Annotated in this window: 18 protein-coding genes and 1 tRNA gene; 5 read left to right on the forward strand and 14 right to left on the reverse strand. The window is 56.1% G+C overall.

Going from position 1 to position 17803, the window contains the following annotated elements; all coding sequences use genetic code 11:
- The first annotated feature begins 9 nt into the window (after positions 1–9).
- From HMPREF1487_RS05545 to ychF, 5 genes are all read left to right on the forward strand, one after another.
- Positions 10–84, forward strand: a tRNA-Gln gene (locus HMPREF1487_RS05545).
- A gap of 44 nt (positions 85–128) precedes the next feature.
- Positions 129–1070 (forward strand): ribose-phosphate pyrophosphokinase, encoded by a 942-nt coding sequence (locus HMPREF1487_RS05550; protein ID WP_019364854.1) that lies wholly within the window; start codon positions 129–131, stop codon positions 1068–1070.
- A gap of 107 nt (positions 1071–1177) precedes the next feature.
- A complete protein-coding gene (locus HMPREF1487_RS05555) occupies positions 1178–1795 on the forward strand; it encodes a 50S ribosomal protein L25/general stress protein Ctc (RefSeq protein ID WP_010795623.1) in 618 nt (205 codons plus the stop codon).
- Positions 1796–1947: 152 nt separating this feature from the next.
- Positions 1948–2532: an aminoacyl-tRNA hydrolase gene (gene pth, locus HMPREF1487_RS05560; protein ID WP_010795624.1), complete on the forward strand. Its 585-nt coding sequence runs from the start codon at positions 1948–1950 to the stop codon at positions 2530–2532.
- Positions 2533–2555: 23 nt separating this feature from the next.
- Positions 2556–3656 carry a redox-regulated ATPase YchF gene (gene ychF, locus HMPREF1487_RS05565; RefSeq protein ID WP_010795625.1) on the forward strand — a complete coding sequence of 367 codons (1101 nt, stop codon included), beginning with the start codon at positions 2556–2558 and terminating at the stop codon, positions 3654–3656.
- A 79-nt stretch (positions 3657–3735) separates the two neighbouring features.
- Here the strand turns inward: ychF and HMPREF1487_RS27875 are convergent, their stop codons facing one another.
- The 14 genes from HMPREF1487_RS27875 to HMPREF1487_RS05625 all read right to left on the reverse strand — a co-directional run bounded on the left by HMPREF1487_RS27875 (position 3736) and on the right by HMPREF1487_RS05625 (position 17759).
- Positions 3736–3861: a hypothetical protein gene (locus tag HMPREF1487_RS27875; RefSeq protein ID WP_256205461.1), complete on the reverse strand. Its 126-nt coding sequence runs from the start codon at positions 3859–3861 to the stop codon at positions 3736–3738.
- Between the two features lie 296 nt (positions 3862–4157).
- Positions 4158–4937 carry a type IV pili methyl-accepting chemotaxis transducer N-terminal domain-containing protein gene (locus HMPREF1487_RS05570; RefSeq protein WP_010795628.1) on the reverse strand — a complete coding sequence of 260 codons (780 nt, stop codon included), beginning with the start codon at positions 4935–4937 and terminating at the stop codon, positions 4158–4160.
- A gap of 303 nt (positions 4938–5240) precedes the next feature.
- Positions 5241–5480, reverse strand: a complete 240-nt coding sequence (locus HMPREF1487_RS05575; protein ID WP_010795629.1) for a hypothetical protein — start codon at positions 5478–5480, stop codon at positions 5241–5243.
- 155 nt (positions 5481–5635) lie between these two features.
- A complete protein-coding gene (locus HMPREF1487_RS05580) occupies positions 5636–6658 on the reverse strand; it encodes an ABC transporter permease (RefSeq protein WP_010795630.1) in 1023 nt (340 codons plus the stop codon).
- 101 nt (positions 6659–6759) lie between these two features.
- Positions 6760–8262, reverse strand: coding sequence for a sugar ABC transporter ATP-binding protein (locus HMPREF1487_RS05585; RefSeq protein WP_051370209.1), 1503 nt, complete (start codon positions 8260–8262; stop codon positions 6760–6762).
- A 128-nt stretch (positions 8263–8390) separates the two neighbouring features.
- Positions 8391–9302, reverse strand: a complete 912-nt coding sequence (locus HMPREF1487_RS05590) for a sugar ABC transporter substrate-binding protein (RefSeq protein ID WP_010795632.1) — start codon at positions 9300–9302, stop codon at positions 8391–8393.
- A gap of 580 nt (positions 9303–9882) precedes the next feature.
- Positions 9883–9993, reverse strand: coding sequence for a carbohydrate porin (locus HMPREF1487_RS28240; RefSeq protein WP_139272275.1), 111 nt, complete (start codon positions 9991–9993; stop codon positions 9883–9885).
- 316 nt (positions 9994–10309) lie between these two features.
- Complete coding sequence (locus HMPREF1487_RS05600) at positions 10310–11245, reverse strand: sugar ABC transporter substrate-binding protein (protein ID WP_010795633.1); 936 nt, start codon at positions 11243–11245, stop codon at positions 10310–10312.
- A 100-nt stretch (positions 11246–11345) separates the two neighbouring features.
- On the reverse strand, positions 11346–11471 hold the full coding sequence (locus HMPREF1487_RS27880) for a hypothetical protein (protein ID WP_019364843.1): 126 nt from the start codon (positions 11469–11471) through the stop codon (positions 11346–11348).
- 224 nt (positions 11472–11695) lie between these two features.
- Entirely contained in the window at positions 11696–12718 is a 1023-nt protein-coding gene (locus HMPREF1487_RS05605; protein ID WP_010795634.1) for a Gfo/Idh/MocA family protein, read from the reverse strand.
- 143 nt (positions 12719–12861) lie between these two features.
- On the reverse strand, positions 12862–13719 hold the full coding sequence (locus tag HMPREF1487_RS05610; protein WP_010795635.1) for a sugar phosphate isomerase/epimerase family protein: 858 nt from the start codon (positions 13717–13719) through the stop codon (positions 12862–12864).
- Between the two features lie 64 nt (positions 13720–13783).
- Positions 13784–14794 (reverse strand): bifunctional inositol 2-dehydrogenase/D-chiro-inositol 1-dehydrogenase, encoded by a 1011-nt coding sequence (locus HMPREF1487_RS05615; RefSeq protein WP_010795636.1) that lies wholly within the window; start codon positions 14792–14794, stop codon positions 13784–13786.
- 94 nt (positions 14795–14888) lie between these two features.
- Entirely contained in the window at positions 14889–16826 is a 1938-nt protein-coding gene (gene iolD / locus HMPREF1487_RS05620) for a 3D-(3,5/4)-trihydroxycyclohexane-1,2-dione acylhydrolase (decyclizing) (protein WP_010795637.1), read from the reverse strand.
- 90 nt (positions 16827–16916) lie between these two features.
- A complete protein-coding gene (locus HMPREF1487_RS05625; protein WP_010795638.1) occupies positions 16917–17759 on the reverse strand; it encodes a TIM barrel protein in 843 nt (280 codons plus the stop codon).
- Between the last annotated feature and the right edge of the window lie 44 nt (positions 17760–17803).

Here is a 17803-nt window from a genome sequence, read left to right on the forward strand (position 1 = left end):
AAACGTCACAGGGGCGTCGCCAAGCGGTAAGGCAGCAGGTTTTGATCCTGCCATGCGTTGGTTCGAATCCAGCCGCCCCTGCCATTTCCTTTTCATCAGGTCCACCCTCAGCCGGCAGGTACTGCAGCGTGTCCAAGATGATGGTCTTTACGGGGAACGCTAACCCCGATCTGGCACGGCGCATTGTGCGTCAGCTGCACATTCCTCTAGGTGATGTTTCCGTCGGTAAATTCTCCGATGGCGAAATCAGCGTCGAGATCAACGAAAACGTTCGTGGTAAGGACGTCTTCCTGATTCAGCCGACCTGTGCACCTACGAACGATAATCTGATGGAACTGGTCGTGATGGCTGATGCCTTCCGTCGTTCCTCAGCTACCCGAATCACTGCTGTTATCCCCTACTTCGGCTATGCACGTCAGGATCGCCGCCCGCGCTCCGCACGCGTTGCTATTAGCGCTAAAGTAGTGGCTGACATGCTTACCGTTGTCGGTGTCAACCGAGTTCTGACTGTCGATCTTCATGCCGACCAGATTCAGGGTTTCTTTGACATTCCCGTTGATAACATCTATGGCTCCCCCGCTCTGGTTGACGATATCGAAGACCAGCGTTTCGAGAACCTGATGATTGTTTCTCCCGACATTGGTGGTGTTGTTCGCGCACGCGCCGTGGCTAAAAGCCTGGGCGTAGATCTTGCGATCATCGACAAACGCCGTCCGAAAGCCAACCAGTCCGAAGTGATGCATATCATTGGCGACATCGAAGGCCGCACCTGCGTGCTAGTCGACGACATGGTTGATACAGCCGGTACACTTTGCCATGCCGCCAAGGCTCTGAAAGAGCATGGTGCATCCAAGGTATTGGCGTATTGCACGCACCCCGTGCTTTCCGGACGCGCAATCGAGAACATCAACACTTCCGTTCTTGATGAGCTTGTCGTTACCAACACCATTCCGCTTTCTGCTGCTGCGCAAGCCTGCACTCGTATCCGCCAGTTGGACATTGCTCCAGTGGTAGCCGAAGCTGTGCGTCGTATCAGCAATGAGGAATCCATCAGCGCCATGTTCCGTTAAGAACTGGTGTTGGTATAACGGCCCCGCATCATGCGGGGCTTTTTAGTCAATGGTCTGATCGCTGGTCGCAAGTGACTCAGGCAATTGTCTTTTTTAGGAGACTACAAATGGTCGACTTTACTCTGAATGCCCAAGCGCGTTCCGACCTGGGGAAAGGTGCGAGCCGCCGCCTGCGTCGTAATGCCGAACAAGTTCCTGCCGTAATTTACGGCGGTGAAAAAGCGCCTGTATCCGTTACGCTGGAAGGCAAGGATCTGGCCAAGCTGTTGAACAACGAGGCTGCTTTCAGCCACGTAATCAACCTGAACGTTGACGGCCAGAACGAAAGCGTTCTGATCAAGGCACTGCAGCGTCACCCTGCCAAGGGCTACGTTATGCATGCTGACTTCCTGCGTGTAGTGGCTGGCCAAAAGCTGACCGCAACCGTTCCGCTGCACTTCATCAATCAGGAAGCTGCCATTGGCGTTAAGCAAGGCGGCGGTGAAGTTTCGCACAACGTGAACGAAGTAGAAGTCTCTTGCCTGCCAAAAGACCTGCCTGAGTTCATCGAAGTCGACATGTCCAAGGTCGAGCTGAACCAGATTGTTCACATGAGCGACCTGAAGCTGCCGGCTGGCGTTGAGCTGGTATCCCTGGCTCATGGCAGCGACCTACCAGTAGCAAGCATCCACCTGTCCCGCGTCCAGGCTCCGGCTGAGGGCGAAGGCGAAGGTTCTGCTGAGTAAGGCATTGCCTAAGGCTTGTTGAGGAGAAGGTAACGCCTCTACAGCAGACTATTATGAGCGCATCGCCCTGATGCGCTTCTCGATAGGGTTACTCTGTCTGTATAGTCGCTGCCTTAACCTCATAGACAAACTTAGGAAGAAGGGCTCCCGTTATGACTGCCGTACAACTGATCGTTGGCTTGGGTAATCCAGGCGCTGAATACGAACAGACGCGGCATAATGCGGGGGCCCTTTTTGTTGAACGTCTTGCTGCTCAACATCATGTCAATCTGGTCGCTGATCGCAAGTATCATGGCCTGACGGGCCGATTTACACATGACGGCCATGATGTTCGCCTCTTGATTCCTACGACCTACATGAACCGTAGCGGCCAAGCTGTTGCGGCGCTTGCAGGTTTTTACCGTATTCCTGTGGAATCCATTCTGGTCGCCCACGATGAGTTGGATATGCCGCCAGGTGTTGCCAAGTTGAAAAAAGGTGGCGGGCACGGTGGTCATAACGGCTTGCGCGATATCATTGCCCAATTGGGCAACCAAAACGGTTTTCATCGCCTACGGCTTGGCATTGGCCATCCGGGGCATAGCAGTCTAGTCTCCGGCTACGTATTGGGCCGCGCGCCACGTGCCGAACAGGAGCTGCTGGATACCAGTATCGATTTTGCCCTCGGCGTGCTGCCGGACATTCTGGCCGGGGATTGGACCCGTGCCATGCAGCGCTTGCATAGCCAGAAGGCCTAACCTACTCCGCGAGGGACAATTTCATGGGATTTAACTGTGGCATCGTCGGCTTGCCCAACGTTGGCAAGTCCACTCTATTCAACGCCCTCACCAAGTCCGGCATTGCTGCAGAAAACTTTCCGTTCTGCACCATCGAGCCGAACAGCGGCATAGTGCCAATGCCTGATGCTCGACTCAATGCACTGGCCGAGATCGTCAAGCCCGAGCGCGTAATCCCTACAACCATGGAGTTCGTGGATATCGCCGGTCTGGTAGAAGGCGCATCCAAAGGCGAAGGCCTTGGAAACAAGTTCCTGGCCAACATCCGCGAAACTGATGCCATTGCTCATGTGGTTCGCTGCTTTGAAGACGAAAACGTTATTCACGTAGCCAACTCCGTTGACCCCAAGCGAGACATTGAGGTCATTGACCTTGAGCTGATCTTTGCGGACCTGGAAAGCTGTGAGAAGCAATTGCAGCGAGTGGTTCGCAACGCCAAGGGCGGCGATAAGGAGGCAGTAGCTCAAAAAGCACTTCTTGAAAAGCTGATTCCTCATTTCGAAGCAGGAAAGCCTGCGCGCAGCCTGTTGAAGGACATGGATGACGAACAGAAGCGCATGGTACGCGGCTTTCATCTGCTGACCAGCAAGCCGGTCATGTATATCGCCAACGTGGCTGAAGACGGATTCGAAAACAATCCTCATCTGGATATCGTCAAAGGCATTGCTGCCGAAGAAGGCGCAATTGTTGTTCCGGTATGCAACAAAATCGAAGCTGAAATTGCCGAGCTGGATGATGGTGAGGAAAAGGATATGTTCCTTGAGTCGCTAGGCTTGGAAGAGCCCGGTCTGAACCGCGTAATCCGCGCTGGCTATGAACTGCTGAATTTACAGACCTATTTCACTGCCGGAGTGAAGGAAGTTCGTGCCTGGACGGTCAAGGTAGGTGCTACCGCGCCACAGGCAGCTGCCGTGATTCACACTGACTTTGAGAAAGGCTTCATCCGCGCCGAAGTGGTCGCCTATGACGACTTTATTCAGTACAAGGGTGAAAATGGCGCAAAGGAAGCAGGCAAATGGCGCTTGGAAGGTAAGGACTATATCGTCAAGGATGGCGACGTCATGCACTTCCGCTTCAACGTCTGATCCGCTCAGCGGACCTGCGACGCAGGTCCGCTCCCCTTCCCTTCTACCTGCACACGCTCAAGACAGCAGCAACTTACGTCTACTGGTTGACTGGCAAAGCCGCATGCAGCTGAGTCAGGTCGTTGACCTTGTCGTATAGCTGGTCGGTACTGGTAACCATGGCAGTAGGCACGGACTGGTTAGGCTGGGAAAAACCAGCAGCCATGGTGATAAATTTCCACTGTGCCTTAACCTTGCATAAGGCAACAGCAGTCACTTGATTTGGCGTTCCTGCTTGCCAAATACTGCTTTAAAGTCTCTTACCAATGCCTCGAATGCTCTTTCCAGATCAGGCACAGTTGCCCATAACGACTCCATCACGACAAGCTCACTTCAGCTCTTTTACAGAAGTGCTGCGTTAATCTTTCAGGAAGAAATAAAGGTAGCGTGAGCAAAATGGAGGACGAAGCAATAAGGACCATTTTGCCGATACGACAGAATAGCCCTCAGCATAGGTATCGGTCAGTTGCCGGCAGAGAGCCCCGCGTACAGCCGTGTCAGCTCGTTCATCTGCTTGAACAGCGTATCGGCACTGGAGGCCATTGCTGTGGGGACATAGTTGTCGGGAGTGGTAAGGTCTACCGCTGTGCGGGTGAATTTCCACTGAGCTTCGGCTTTACGCAGCGAAGTGGCAATTTCAGGGTTAGGCGTGCCCGCAGTATTGAGTTCTGTCATGACGGTATCGAACTCACCGACGGACTTGTCAAACGCCTCATCCAGCCCGGGCGCCTGCACTCCCCAGTTCTTGGCCATGTACAGCATGGCGATCCGCTGGCTTAGCACTCGGTTCCAACCACTACGGTTCACCAGACGGGAAGACTCACCGCCATTGTTCTTTGCCACGAGATCCGTCAGCTTTTGGCACTGATCCAGGAGCTGATCACTGACGCCCAGCATGGCGACGGCCTGATCCTTATCAGGATTAGCCTGAACCAGCTGCTTGTACTCCTGCCAAGTCTTCTCTATCTCGCTGAGTTTGCTGCGAATTTCAGTATTCGGTGCGAACTCGACAAGCAATTTGTGATGGTTGTCGAACAGTGTAACGGTGTCCTTGAGCTGCTTGGCTGCAACGTCTACGCGAACACCGGACCCCATCATCAGGTAATCCTTGGCCATGCGTTGGCCCAGCGTGCGCTGAAGGCCAGCCATGTTCATCGCTTCTTCAGGGGTAATGGCCGCCCAGCAAGAGGCACTAACAAGACTGACGCCCAAAACGGCTACACGCAAAAAATCCTTTAGCATTTACTTCTCCAAAAGGGCCATTCGCTGGCCAGGCAAAGCGGGGCCTTTTTTAGAAACAGCAAGGCGCCGCGAATAGTTAAGCTCCGCGGTTATCGATTTAATTAGTGCGGGATTTGGTATGAAGGCGAATTGTCATGACAGCTGATGTCATAACGCCATCGAATCATGAGGTCGCTATTGTAGCGTGTTGAAAAGTCAATAGGACGTTTTTACTAGGACATAATGTCGCCCCTGCCCAGAAGCGTGACAGCAACAGCACCTCCGCTGGAACAAGGGCACATTGGAAGCAGGCCGCTTACATGATCAACCGCTAACCCGCAAAGGACCGCCAACCGGAACGTACTCAACAGGTGTCTCACCTGGGAGGTCTTGGACAGGATCGTCCTGATAGCCGAACCCTTCCTCCTTCAGGTTGATGGAATGCGTGCCGTGTTCTCGGGCACTCGTATTGCTCAGTTTGGTAAACAGGCGATCATCATCCTGCAAGGTGAAGCGGTCTCCTGGGCAAAGCTGTGCGAAAGTAATCGTGGCGGCGGTACTCATCAAGCAGTCTCCTTATAACCGTTGAGGTCTCTTATGAATGGAGAGTTTCCGGTCGATCAAGGTTCCGAACAGCGACCGGAACTGACTTGCAGAGCACACATTGCAGAATAAAAAAGGCTCGCCTGGAAACGACGAGCCAAGACGTGGAAAGCCGTTTAGCGCTTGGCCTTGCGCTTATTTCGGTACTGGTCGATGACAACGGCCAACACAATGATGATGCCCTTGATGATGTCCTGGATGTAGGCATCGACTCCGAGGAAGGTAAAGCCGCTGGCCATGACGCCCAGAATCAGGGCGCCGATGACCGTTCCGGTAATACGTCCTACGCCGCCCGCCAGGCTGGTACCGCCAATCACGGCGGCAGCAATCGCATCCAGCTCGTAGGACATCCCCATCCCCGCCTGACCTGTAGCGGCTCGGGCCGAGGCAACGACACCAGCGAGGCCTGCTAGAAGGCCAGCGATGCTATAGACGATGATCAGATGGCGCTTGACATTGATGCCCGAGATGCGAGCCGCCTGCATGTTGCCGCCAATGGCATAGGTGTACTTGCCGTATTTGGTATACCGCAGGGCGATATGAAAGATGACAGCCACGACCAGAAAGATGATGACCGGCATGGCACCGCTGCCAATGGCGGTGTACGAGTCGGACAGCATGCTGATGGGCTGACCTTCGGTGTAATAACGCGCCAGACCGCGGGCCGACACCATCATGCCCAGCGTGGCGATGAAAGGAGGAATGCCGGTAGCGGCAATAATGCTTCCGTTAATGACGCCGGCCAGCAGTCCCACGCCTAATCCGGCCATGATCGGCACCCAAACCGGCATGTCAGTCAATGAGGGGAAGACCGTTCGGCCAAAATCGGACGTTTGCGCCAGACTGGCTGCAACCATTGCAGAAAGCGCGAGCACGGAGCCTGAAGACAGATCGATTCCTGTCGTGATAATGACCTGGGTAACGCCAATGGCCAGAAGACCAATGATGGAAACCTGGAGAATCATCAGCACCAGGCGCTGGGAGTTCATGAGAAAGCTCTGATCACGCATGACCCAGCCGAAAAGCTCGAACACCAGGCCAATACCCAATAGTACGAGCAGAATACCCACTTCAGTAGGAATACGCCGCTTGGTCTTCCTGGGTACCTCAGCTGTTTTATTTTCAGTGATAGCATTCATAGTGATTTCCTCTTCTCCTGCTTTCGCCCAGGCGAACGTGCCCGCTGACTACTGCCAGGCCGCTATGCGTATCGATATGCGGAGAAAACCTCCGCCCCTACTCAGTGAATCGCTCTGATTCCGGATGCGTGATGCATGATTCGTTCTTGCGTGGCCTCGTCGCGGTCGAGCACGCCAGTCACCTCCCCTTCATGCATGACCAGGATGCGATCGCTCATGCCAAGCACTTCAGGCAGTTCGGACGAGATCATGATGACGGCCATGCCTTCACTGGCCAGCAGAGAGATCAGCCGGTAGATCTCAGCCTTGGCACCTACGTCGACCCCTCGCGTCGGCTCATCCAGAATGAGGACACGCGGGTTGGTCATCAGCCACCGTGCCAGCAACGCTTTTTGCTGATTACCGCCGGACAGGTTGGCAATGCACTGCTCCAGCGAAGGCGTCTTGACGCGCAGCTTCCTGCACATATCTTCGCAGAGGTCGCGCAGTGGTTTTTGCTGGACGAAACCGCTACCGCTGTAATTGGGCAGGACCGCGACCTCCATATTCTCCAGAACCGACAGGCATGGAAAAATGCCGGTGTCCTTCCGGTCCTCGGTCAGGAGCGCCAGTCCTTTCTGAATGGCCAGACAGGGGTCGCTCATGGTGATTTTTTCACCGTCCAGGTAGATTTCCCCGCTGGTGGCTGGCGTGACACCAAACAGGGTTTCGGCTACGTTGGTGCGCCCCGACCCCATAAGGCCGGCGATGCCAAGGATTTCACCCGCACGCAGGTCGAACGATACGTCTTTGAAGAGACCGTCCAGGGACAGGTTGCGTACCGAGAGCATGACCTTGTCGGTCGGAGCGGTACGTTCGGGAAACAGCTGAGTCAGCTCACGGCCTACCATCATAGAGATCAGGCTGTCGCCATCCATGCTTTCCGCACGCTGCAGGCCGATGTAGGAACCATCCCGGAAGACCGCGACCTCATCGGCAATCTGGAAAACTTCATCCATCTTGTGCGTGATATAGATGATGCCCTTTCCCTGCGCCTTAAGGTCAGCAATGATCGAGAACAGGTGAGCCACTTCTTTTTCGGTGATGGCTGAGGTGGGTTCGTCCATGATGAGGATATCGGAGTCGTAGGAGACCGCCTTGGCAATCTCGACCATTTGCCGGCCAGCAATGCTGAGATTGCCGACCGGCTCTTCAGGATCGAGATCAATCCGCAGGCGCGCCAGCAGCGCTTCGGTATTACGGTGCATGGCACCATGATCGACCATGTGCAGGGCATTGAGCGGTTCACGGCCCAACCAGATGTTTTCGGCAATGGTCATGTGGGGCATCAGGTTGAGCTCCTGATGGATCATGGCGATGCCTGACTGCAGGGCGGCCAGCGGCGTTTCGAACGTCACGGGCTTGCCACGCAAGCGAATCTCGCCACTGTCGGGCTGATGAATTCCTGCAATGATCTTCATGAGGGTGGATTTACCCGCCCCGTTTTCTCCCATCAGCGCCAACACAGTGCCTGGACGAACACGGAGCTGCACATCGGATAGAGCCACAACGCCTGGAAAGCCTTTGCTGACGTTCAGGATTTCCAGCAGGTACTCCGTACCCATGTGGTCGGCTTCGTAATGGATCTGTTTGTAGGTTGAGGGCGTTACAGCAGTAGTTGAGCCGAGCATCTTATTCTTCTCCTCGGAACGTTCGTGAGCGCCAGCTGAAGCAGGGCGCTGGCGTCTGATCGTTATTTACTCTGGAATTGCTGATAGTTCTCGGGGGTAACCAGCTGCACCGGAACCCAGATGTCGCCTTGCAGGTTTTCCTTGTTGACGAGGCGGACAGCGGCATCTACCGAGCCGGCCCCGATACCGACGGTATCGCGGTACACCGTTACACTCAGCAGTCCGCGCTTGATGGCAGCCAGGCCGTCAGCCGTGCCGTCGACACCGCCTACCATGACGTCCTTGCGACCGGCCTGACGCAGCGCCATGGCTGCACCGATACCCATCTCATCGTTATTGGCCGCAACAGCATCGATCGCCTTGCCGGACAGGAGCCAATTGCTCATCAGATCCATGCCTTTGTCACGTTCCCAGTTGGCGGATTGCTCTTCTACCACTTTGATATCGGGATATTTAGCCAGAACATCCTTCACCCCAGTCGTGCGCTTGCGCGTATCGTCATGGGCCAGTCGGCCAAGGATGATGGCGAGGTTTCCCTTGCCGCCCATCTTTTCAGCGAGATACTCCATTTGCATCTGGCCGATGCGACGCTCATCCGTGCCTACAAACACGACACCTGCCGGGAAACTGTCTACTTCAGGGCGGCTGTTGAGATAAACCAGCGGGATACCCGCCTGGGTAACGCGCTCAGTGATCTTGCGGGTCGCGGCCGTATCAGCCGGGTTGACGATGATGGCATCAACTTTCTGGCTGATGAAGTTTTCAACCTGCCCTAGCTGACGCACTACATCACCACCCGCCTCCTCAAGTTGCAGGGAGGCGCCACCGGGTATCTCTTTGGCACGCGCCTGCATGGCCTGTACAAGGTAGGCGATGTAGTTATCGTACTGTGCGACCGCGACACCGATTTTCATATCGGACCAAGCCAGCGGAGAGATAAGCAGGCAGAACAGCAAACCCAGACAGCGCTTCATGGTGACTCCTTAAGCCCTGTGCGCCAGCATCATGCCGCCATCGAAAAAGGCAAACCCCGACGCGGCAGAGCACCGAGCCGGAACGGTTCTGTTCGGAGTGCGACGTGAGCAGGACGAAGGACCATGCTGGTTGCACGGCGGGACATGTGTTCTGAGCAAGCTGAGGCTCGAAGCGAGTACGCGACGGTCTACGGCTGGTAGGCCGCTCGGAGTCGTCCTGTAAGAAAGAGAGGGTTTCATCGACAGTACCTGTTTGTTCTTGTTGGTGTGCACGCCTCCTGTGGAGGAGGTGCATTACAGTCGTCAACCTTGGATCAGAATCTACTAGAATAAATTTTCCATTACAATGTAATTTCCGAATTTATTTTTCATTGTATAAATAACCCGCTCTACCATAAGCGTTCCAGCTGAACACCTATATGAGCGCTGTGCCGGTCAGCGCCAAAGACACCTGTGGTCGATAATGCCGAGCCGGGTGCCAGAGGATCAGCAGCCCGTTGCGCACCACGGCTTCAGACGGCATAGGTCACGTAGAAATGCACCTCAGGACGGACCTTCGAAAGGTGGGGCCATTAGGCGATTAGATAGGCGCAACGGTCAGCTTGGTCAGCGTACGGGGGTCGTCATCAACATTGATCCGGTCATGGTCGATCTCCATGGCGAACTCCCATTGCCCGGTCAGTCCATACACGGTGCGCCTGCCAATGGAATACCATTGCTATGTGCCATCGAAACGGCGTTTGTCACACGGATATATCATCTGGAACTGGCTGCCAAAGCGCCGGGTTGCCTGCCAGTCGAAAAACTCAACCACCCGGAAACTGGCGCTGCCCTTGTCATAATCCGTCGGTCCTATAGGCCCTAGCGCCACACCCGGCTCCGTACTGGACTGCCAAGGTGTTGCCGCCGCCCCACCCTATGCACAGCAGCAAAAGCGAGTCCATGGTGCGTACTGGAATCAATGAGGGAGTAGCGCCGCAGAACGCGGCGCAAAAGACAGTGTTGCGTTAGTGCTTGATGCGGCTCTGGAACGAATCCACATTCTCGGGCGTGATCAGCTCATAGGGAATCCAAACGTTTTGCTCAACCGGCTCCTTTTTTGCCAGCTTTACGGCTGCTTCCACAGCGCCATCAGCCTGCCCTTTGGCATCCTGGAAGACAGAGGCTGCCAGCATGCCGCGCTTGACCGCGGCCAGACCATCCGGCGTGCCGTCAACGCCTCCGATCAATACCGAGCCCTTTGCCTTGCCGGCCTGCTGTAGCGCCATGGCCGCGCCAATTGCCATTTCATCGTTGTTGGACGAAACCGCATCGAACTCCTTACCTGACAGGAGCCAGTTGCTCATCAGGTCCATGCCCTTGTCACGCATGTAATTGGCCGTCTGCTCTTCTACTACTTTGATCTCGGGATACTTGGCCAGAACCTCCTTTACCCCCTTGGTGCGGTTATGCGTGGAGTTGTTGGCCAGATCGCCCAGCATGATGACCAGATTCCCCTTACCGCCCATTTTATCGGCCAGGTACTGCATCTGCAGGCGTCCGGCTTCCAGGTCGTTGGATGTCACTGTAACCATGCCTTTTGGCAGGTTTTCCTCATCAGGGCGGCGATTGACATACACCAGCGGAATCCCGGCTTTCGTCGCCGCCTCGGTGATATTACGGGTAGCTGCAGTATCGACCGGGTTGACGATAATGGCGTCGACCTTCTGGCTTACAAAGCTTTGTACCTGGTTGAGCTGCTTGACCACATCGCTGCGGGCATCCTCGAATTGCAACTGAACGCCTTCATCCTTGGCTTTCCTGGCCATCGACTCGCGCAGGTACGTCAGCCAGTTGTCGTCAAACTGCGCCATGCTGACCCCGACCTTGATATCGGCTGCCATAGTGGTTGTAGCCATGAACAGCGACAGGGCTACGGCGGCGATTCGTTTGCTCATCTGCATGATGAATGACTCCAGATATTGTGAGTGTTATGGGTGGAAGTGCATCACGATCAAGCAGAGCCCCTGGGCGGGACTCCCCTTTCTTACGAACAGGAACGCGTCATTCTTGGCGATTACCCAGGCAAGCCAGAAGGCAGCAGGAACCAGTCAGGTAAAAGACCGGGTAGGAAAAGCGAGGCGGCGCGGCCAGAAAGGCCGCTTGAGCGCAGAGAGGATTATCGTTCATCGACGGCACCTTTTTGTTTTTATCGGCCTGCCCGTACAAGCCCTGTATGGGTCGTGAAATCGTCAATCTGATTCAAACTGTATTGGAATTTAATTTCCAAAGCAACAGCATATAGAATTATCTTTGTTTATCGTAACAGTGGCAGAAAATGGCAGTTTGCAGGCGTTGTAAAGCCGGGAAGCAATTCTCGGCTCCAGGCTTCTATAAGGATGAGAACGAGATGATCAGCCCAGCGTAATAACCTGACCCTGCTGAGCACTGCGGCGGGCGGCATCAAGGATGCGTGTGGTTTCCAGGGCGTCTTCCAACGAAACAGGCAGTTCGCCTTTTCCGCTCAGGGCAGCTGCCAGGTGCTCATAGAAGAGGTCCCAGCGGCCCCGCTCGGAGGGCACCAGCTCACGCTCTTCGCCATGCTGCATCCAGCCCCAGCGCAGGTGGTCCTCAACGCCCCAGCGGTCCCGCTCGGTCTTGGGTGAACGTCCCGCCAGGAGTGCCTGATCCTGCCCATCCAGGCACTCGATCCGATAGCAGCCTTCGGTGCCGTTAACCTTGAGTCGAGGCCCTGGATTGTGCTGAATCGTACTGCCCCAGAGACGTGAGATGACACCGTTTTGATGGGTAAGCGACAGGAAGAAGTCCTCATCGAGTTGCTGCTGCTCATCCATGAAACGGACCTCGGCATAGACCGAGCGTACCGATCCGAACAGCCAGAGCGCCTGATCGACCAGATGACTGCCCAGATCCCGCAATAAACCTCCACCACTGGCGTTACCCCGAGTGCCGGATACAAAGGTTTCCACACGCGATTCGAATGTAAGGACTTCTCCCAACTTGCCTGACGTAATCATCCGGCGAGCGGTACGGATGTCCGAGTCCCAACGGCGGTTCATGTAAACCGTGAGTGGTACGCCAGCTTCGCGGGCGGCTGAGATCAGTAGTTGAGCACGCGATTCGCCCAGGGCAAACGGCTTGTCGCTGACGACGGGAACGCCTCTGGAGACAGCCTCCAGAATCATGCCTTCCCGGATTTCGGGCGGCGTGGAAATTACCACAGCATCAACACCGGCATCGATCAGCTCGGCTAGCGTTTCGTAGGCGGGTACGCCGGGATAATCCTGTTGCAATTCGGCGCGGCGCTCAGATGAACGTATCACGACACCCACCAGGGCGATAGGTGACACTGACGTGATCAGGGGCGCATGGAAAAACCGTCCGCCCTTACCATAACCCACCAAACCAACACGCATAAAACCTCCAAGCAATAACAGGCCTACCCTGTGTCCGACAACGAAGCGCGTCAGGGTCCTTTTTTAGTAGGGGAAATAGCCGTCTTGCATGACGGCTGCGCAAGCCGGGAGCCCGTAAACAGCTCCCGGTCGAAAGAGATGGATTAGCCAAGCTCCCGCTTGACCCGCTCCAGCATGAAGCGGCTCGATTCATCAGCTCGATCTTCGAAGCCAAACACCGCCACGGTGGCGATACCGTCGAACTTCATCTCTCGCAGCGTGGAGAAGAATGCCTCCCAGTCCACCTCGCCCTGACCGATATCCAGATGCTGGTGAACCGTAGCGTTTACGCCCGGCGGATTGACGATATAACGAAGGCCCGACGAAGCTCGATGGTTCCAGGTGTCGGCAATGATCACATGGGTCAGCTTATCGCCCGCGTAGTGCAGCATCGAGGCAATATCGCCCTTGCCGTCATCGTAGAAAAAAGTGTGTGGCGCAGCGTACAGGTAGTTCACGAAGTCTTTGTCGAGGCCACGGATCAGGTCGACCGACTCGTTGTTGCGCTCGCTGAAGTCATAGGGATGCGCCTGGATGTCGAGCTTGATGCCTTCGCGTTCGAAGATTGGCAGGAGTTCTTCCATGGACTTCATGAACTGGTTTTCGCACACCAGCGGCTGGTCCGACTGACCACTGAATTCGGTGTTCATGAGATCGCAGTCCATTTCCACGGAGATCTCGATAGCGCGCTTCCAGTTACGAACCGCTGCCTTGCGCAGCTCCTCATCCGGTGCGGCCCAATGATAGACCGGTAGCAGCGAGGACAGCTTTACACCGGTATCGCTCAGTGCCTTTCTGAATTCACGGATCCGAGCCTTGTCGACGCGTGGGTACTTGTAGAACGGCAGGAAATCGTCCCGCGGGGACAGCTCGATGTATTCGTAACCCAGCTCCGCTACTTTATCTACCATCTTGGGAATAGGCAGAAAGCGATACATGTTTGGGTCCAGACAAATACGCATGATCTGTGCTCCTCTGGCGGCCTCTCCCTCAGGAAGAGGCCTGTTTATTGGTTATAGTGACGGCTTATTCATAGAACGCAGGACGCTGTGGCAGGCGGATCGGCTCAATGGCGCCGCTGCGCTGGGCAGCCACGCAGGCATCGGCGGTCACGGCGGCGGTGTAACCATCCCATGAGGATGGACCGGTGATCTTGCCCGCCTTGATACCGTCAATGAACGCCTGCAGCTCCACGTCGTAGGCATCGATGAAACGCTGTTTCCAATCCATGAGGATTTCAGTGGACAACTTGGCACCGCTGCGCAACTGAACGGAAGCAGGCTCCGGCAGCTTGGCAATGCCACGCTCGCCGACGACTTCGCACTGGATGTCGTAGCCGTACTGGCAATTGACAAAGACTTCCACGTCGATACGGGTGCCCTTGGCAGTTTCCAGCAGGACAATCTGTGGGTCCTTCAGATGAGCAAATGCCTGGGACGTCTTGCGGGGATAAATGACCTGGGCTGACACATACTGATCGTCCAGCAGCCAGCTCAAGACATTAATCTCGTGGATCAGCGTGTCGACGATGGCCATCTCGGTGGTATAGGACTCGCCTACCGTCGGGTTGCGGTGCGCCGCGTGAATCATCAGCGGCTCACCGATCTTGTCGCTGTCGATCACGGCCTTGAGCGCGCGATAACCTTGATCGTAAGGACGCATGAAACCGACCTGCACCAGCCGCTTGCCATGCTCCATCTCAGCCTCGACGATTTTCTTGCAGCCCTCTGCCGTGACGGCCAGCGGTTTTTCGCAGAAGACCGGCTTGCCGGCCGAGATGGCCGACAGCACGAACTCTTCATGACTTGGCCCCCAGGAGGTAACCAGAATGGCGTCCACTTCCGGTGCATTGATCAGGTCGTGGCCGCTGGCATAAACCTCGGCTTCAATGCCCTGCTGCTGGACGACCTTGGCGGCCTGCTCCTGATTGATGTCGTTGACCGCCACGACTGTACTGCCCACCAGTGCATGACTGCACCGACGAATGTGATCCTGTCCAATAGCCCCTGTTCCGATTACGCCGATACGCAGTGTCATGGTCATTCTCCGTTTGGAATTCTTGTTCGAAAACGTTGGGGTAATACCGGGCGTGATAGGCATCGCTGAACTCAGCCCATCACCGCTCTGCAAATCAATACTGTCGTGCTTTGGCAGTGTTCTCCTTGAGCATGCGTGACACTGCCTGGACCTTCTCGCTGGTGGAGACTTCGGCACCACCGACGCGCCACCAGGAGAGGTATTTGTGAATCATGGTCTTGGGCAGGACCTTGATATCGATCAGCGTGGAGACCGTCTGCCGACGCGCGTCTTCCAGCGCGGCATGCAGTTCGTCCAGCGTTTTTACACGATAAGTCTTGCAGCCATAGGCGGCGGCGCTCATAGCGAAATCCACGGGGACAAAACCACCATCGAGCTTGCCGGTTTCTGGGTTGCGATAGCGGAACTCGGTACCAAAGCTGTCCATGCCGTGCTCCATCTGCAGGTTGTTGATGCAGCCGAACGTCATGTTGTCCAACAGGATCACGTTGATCTTCTGGCGTTCCTGAATGGACGTTGCCAGTTCGGAGTGCAGCATCATGTAGGAGCCATCGCCGACCAGGGCATAGACTTCGCGTTCGGGCTCGGCCATCTTCACGCCTAGGGCTGCGTTGATTTCATAGCCCATGCAGGAGTAGCCATACTCCAGGTGATAGGTGTTGGTGCCTTTGCTGCGCCAGGCCCGCTGTAGATCGCCCGGCAGGCTGCCGGCAGCGGCAACAATGATGTCTTCGTTGGCCAGGGTTTCGTTCAGCGCACCCAGCACACGGCTCTGGGTCAGGCTGGAGCCGGTCAGCTCGACAAACTCTTCGAGCACGGCACGTGGCAGGTGATCGTCGATCTCCGGCACAAAGTTTTCAGTGCCGTATTCAACGCTATAGACACGGTCGATTTCCTCCTTGAGCTTAGCGCGGGCCTGCTGCGGTGCATCGTCCCATTGCGCCTTGTAGCCGGTACGACCCAAGGCTTCGCCTAGCGCTTCCAGCCCTACCTTCGCATCCGCAACGACCTGCACGGCATCGAGTTTGTAAGCATCGAAGGCACTGGCGTTGAGGTTGATAAACTGGACGTCCGGGTTCTGGAAAATCCACTTGGACGAGGTGGTGAAATCGGTGTAACGCGTGCCGACGCCAATGACCAGGTCGGCTTCCTTGGCCAGCATATTCGCTGCCAGGCAACCCGTCTCGCCGATTCCCCCCACGTTCAATTCATGGGCCGAGACGATGGCGCTCTTGCCCGCCTGGGTCTCGGCGAACGGAATTTCGAAGCGCTCGGCAAAGCGCTGTAGGGCTTCGGCTGCGCCGGAGTACTTGACCCCACCGCCACAAATCAGCAGCGGCTTGCGCTTGCTCTTGAGCAGCGCCACGGCATCGTCCAGCATGGCCTCAGTGGCTGGGCGGCGGTCGATACGGTGCACGCGCTTCTGGAAAAAGTAATCCGGGTAATCGTAGGCCTCGCCTTGTACGTCCTGCGGCAGGGCCAGGGTAACAGCCCCGGTTTCGGCCGGGTCGGTCAGCACGCGCATGGCATTGATGGCAGCAGTCATCAATTGCTCGGGACGGGTGATGCGATCCCAGTACTTACTGACGGCCCGGAACGCATCGTTTGTGCTGATGGAGAGATCGTGGGACTGTTCGATCTGCTGTAGCACCGGATCAGGCTGACGGCTGGCGTAGACGTCCCCCGGCAGGAGCAGTACTGGAATCCGGTTGGCTGTTGCAGTGGCTGCCGCGGTGATCATGTTGGCCGCCCCTGGGCCGACCGATGAGGTGCAGGCATAAATCTGGCGACGCAGCTTCTGCTTGGCAAAGCCCACGGCGGCATGAACCATTCCTTGCTCATTGCGGCCCTGATGGACGATGAGCTCACCCGGGTCCTGTTCCAGTGCTTGTCCAAGCCCCAGCACGTTGCCGTGCCCAAAGATGGTAAAGATGCCTTTGACGAACTTGGTTTCAACCCCATCGACGCTCACGTACTGGTTATCGAGAAACTTCACCAGCGCCTGGGCCATGGTCAGTCGTGTTGTACTCATGTTGTCACCCTTTCAATTCCACGCCTGGGGTCGAGTACAGGGCGACATGTGCCGCCCTGCCTTGCCCTTTGTTATAAGTACTGTCTCTGCTTAGGCCGCCTGCCCTTTGGCAGCGTCTACACGTGCTTTCAGATGCTGCATGCTGGCTAGCAATGACGGCTGGATATCCGTCAGCGCATGGACGCTTTCGGCGAACGGCTCGAACGACAGGTGGCCGTTATAGCCCAGCTTGAGCAGCTCACGGACCTGTGCGGCATTGCCCAGGATGTCGGCCTCGCCCACCAGTACGCGGTGGCCATCGCGGATGGTATTCAAGGGCAACGCACCGTCTTCCACACCCGAGATGTGTACCAGACCGGTCATTTCAGGGAAGAACTCCTGCTCGCCTGCCAGATGGTGATGGAAGGTGTCATGCACGATACGGAACACGTCACGCCCACCAACCGCATTGATAGCGTCTACGGCATCGCGCTTGCGGCGCAGCGAGCATTCCTCAAAGCCCAGCGGCTCCACAAAGCCCAGGATGCCGTGCTCACGCAGGATAGGCGCCAGTTCGGTCAGCGCCGTACGCAGATCACGAGCGCGTTCGGCTTCGCTGCGTGGATCCTTGGGATCATTGAGCGGACACATCACCAGACCCTCGGCACCACAGTCGCGGGCGTAGGCTGCCAGCTTTAACGTCTGGGCACGACGCTCGTCATTCCACACATCGAAGGGATACAGCGCATTGATCGACAGCACACGGATGCCCTTCTCCTGGCACAGCTGACGTACGCGTGAAGCGGGAGTGCCATCCTCTATTTCGATGCCTTTAAGGTCGTTGCGGATCTCAATGGCATCCGCGTTAAGCGTGATAGCAAGCGAGATGAACTCTTCCAGCGGCAGGCGTGGGGCAACCATGCGGTTAAGGGCAAAACGTAAGGGCTGGCTCATCTTGTTGTTCTCCAGGATTCGATAAACGCAGTGCTGGTTTAGGG

It is taken from the genome of Pseudomonas sp. HPB0071 (assembly GCF_000478505.2).
GTDB lineage: Bacteria > Pseudomonadota > Gammaproteobacteria > Pseudomonadales > Pseudomonadaceae > Chryseomonas > Chryseomonas luteola.

Bases quoted from the DNA above. Each gene is read 5' to 3' on its own strand.
- HMPREF1487_RS05555 (WP_010795623.1), top strand. From the start codon at position 1,178: ATGGTCGACTTTACTCTGAATGCCCAAGCGCGTTCCGACCTGGGGAAA.
- HMPREF1487_RS27875 (WP_256205461.1), bottom strand. From the start codon at position 3,861: ATGGCTGCTGGTTTTTCCCAGCCTAACCAGTCCGTGCCTACTGCCATG.
- ychF (WP_010795625.1), top strand. From the start codon at position 2,556: ATGGGATTTAACTGTGGCATCGTCGGCTTGCCCAACGTTGGCAAGTCC.
- HMPREF1487_RS05625 (WP_010795638.1), bottom strand. From the start codon at position 17,759: ATGAGCCAGCCCTTACGTTTTGCCCTTAACCGCATGGTTGCCCCACGC.
- HMPREF1487_RS05580 (WP_010795630.1), bottom strand. From the start codon at position 6,658: ATGAATGCTATCACTGAAAATAAAACAGCTGAGGTACCCAGGAAGACC.
- HMPREF1487_RS05600 (WP_010795633.1), bottom strand. From the start codon at position 11,245: ATGCAGATGAGCAAACGAATCGCCGCCGTAGCCCTGTCGCTGTTCATG.
- HMPREF1487_RS05615 (WP_010795636.1), bottom strand. From the start codon at position 14,794: ATGACACTGCGTATCGGCGTAATCGGAACAGGGGCTATTGGACAGGAT.
- HMPREF1487_RS05610 (WP_010795635.1), bottom strand. From the start codon at position 13,719: ATGCGTATTTGTCTGGACCCAAACATGTATCGCTTTCTGCCTATTCCC.
- HMPREF1487_RS05570 (WP_010795628.1), bottom strand. From the start codon at position 4,937: ATGCTAAAGGATTTTTTGCGTGTAGCCGTTTTGGGCGTCAGTCTTGTT.
- iolD (WP_010795637.1), bottom strand. From the start codon at position 16,826: ATGAGTACAACACGACTGACCATGGCCCAGGCGCTGGTGAAGTTTCTC.
- HMPREF1487_RS05605 (WP_010795634.1), bottom strand. From the start codon at position 12,718: ATGCGTGTTGGTTTGGTGGGTTATGGTAAGGGCGGACGGTTTTTCCAT.
- HMPREF1487_RS05590 (WP_010795632.1), bottom strand. From the start codon at position 9,302: ATGAAGCGCTGTCTGGGTTTGCTGTTCTGCCTGCTTATCTCTCCGCTG.
- HMPREF1487_RS05585 (WP_051370209.1), bottom strand. From the start codon at position 8,262: ATGGGTACGGAGTACCTGCTGGAAATCCTGAACGTCAGCAAAGGCTTT.
- HMPREF1487_RS05575 (WP_010795629.1), bottom strand. From the start codon at position 5,480: ATGAGTACCGCCGCCACGATTACTTTCGCACAGCTTTGCCCAGGAGAC.
- HMPREF1487_RS27880 (WP_019364843.1), bottom strand. From the start codon at position 11,471: ATGAACGATAATCCTCTCTGCGCTCAAGCGGCCTTTCTGGCCGCGCCG.
- pth (WP_010795624.1), top strand. From the start codon at position 1,948: ATGACTGCCGTACAACTGATCGTTGGCTTGGGTAATCCAGGCGCTGAA.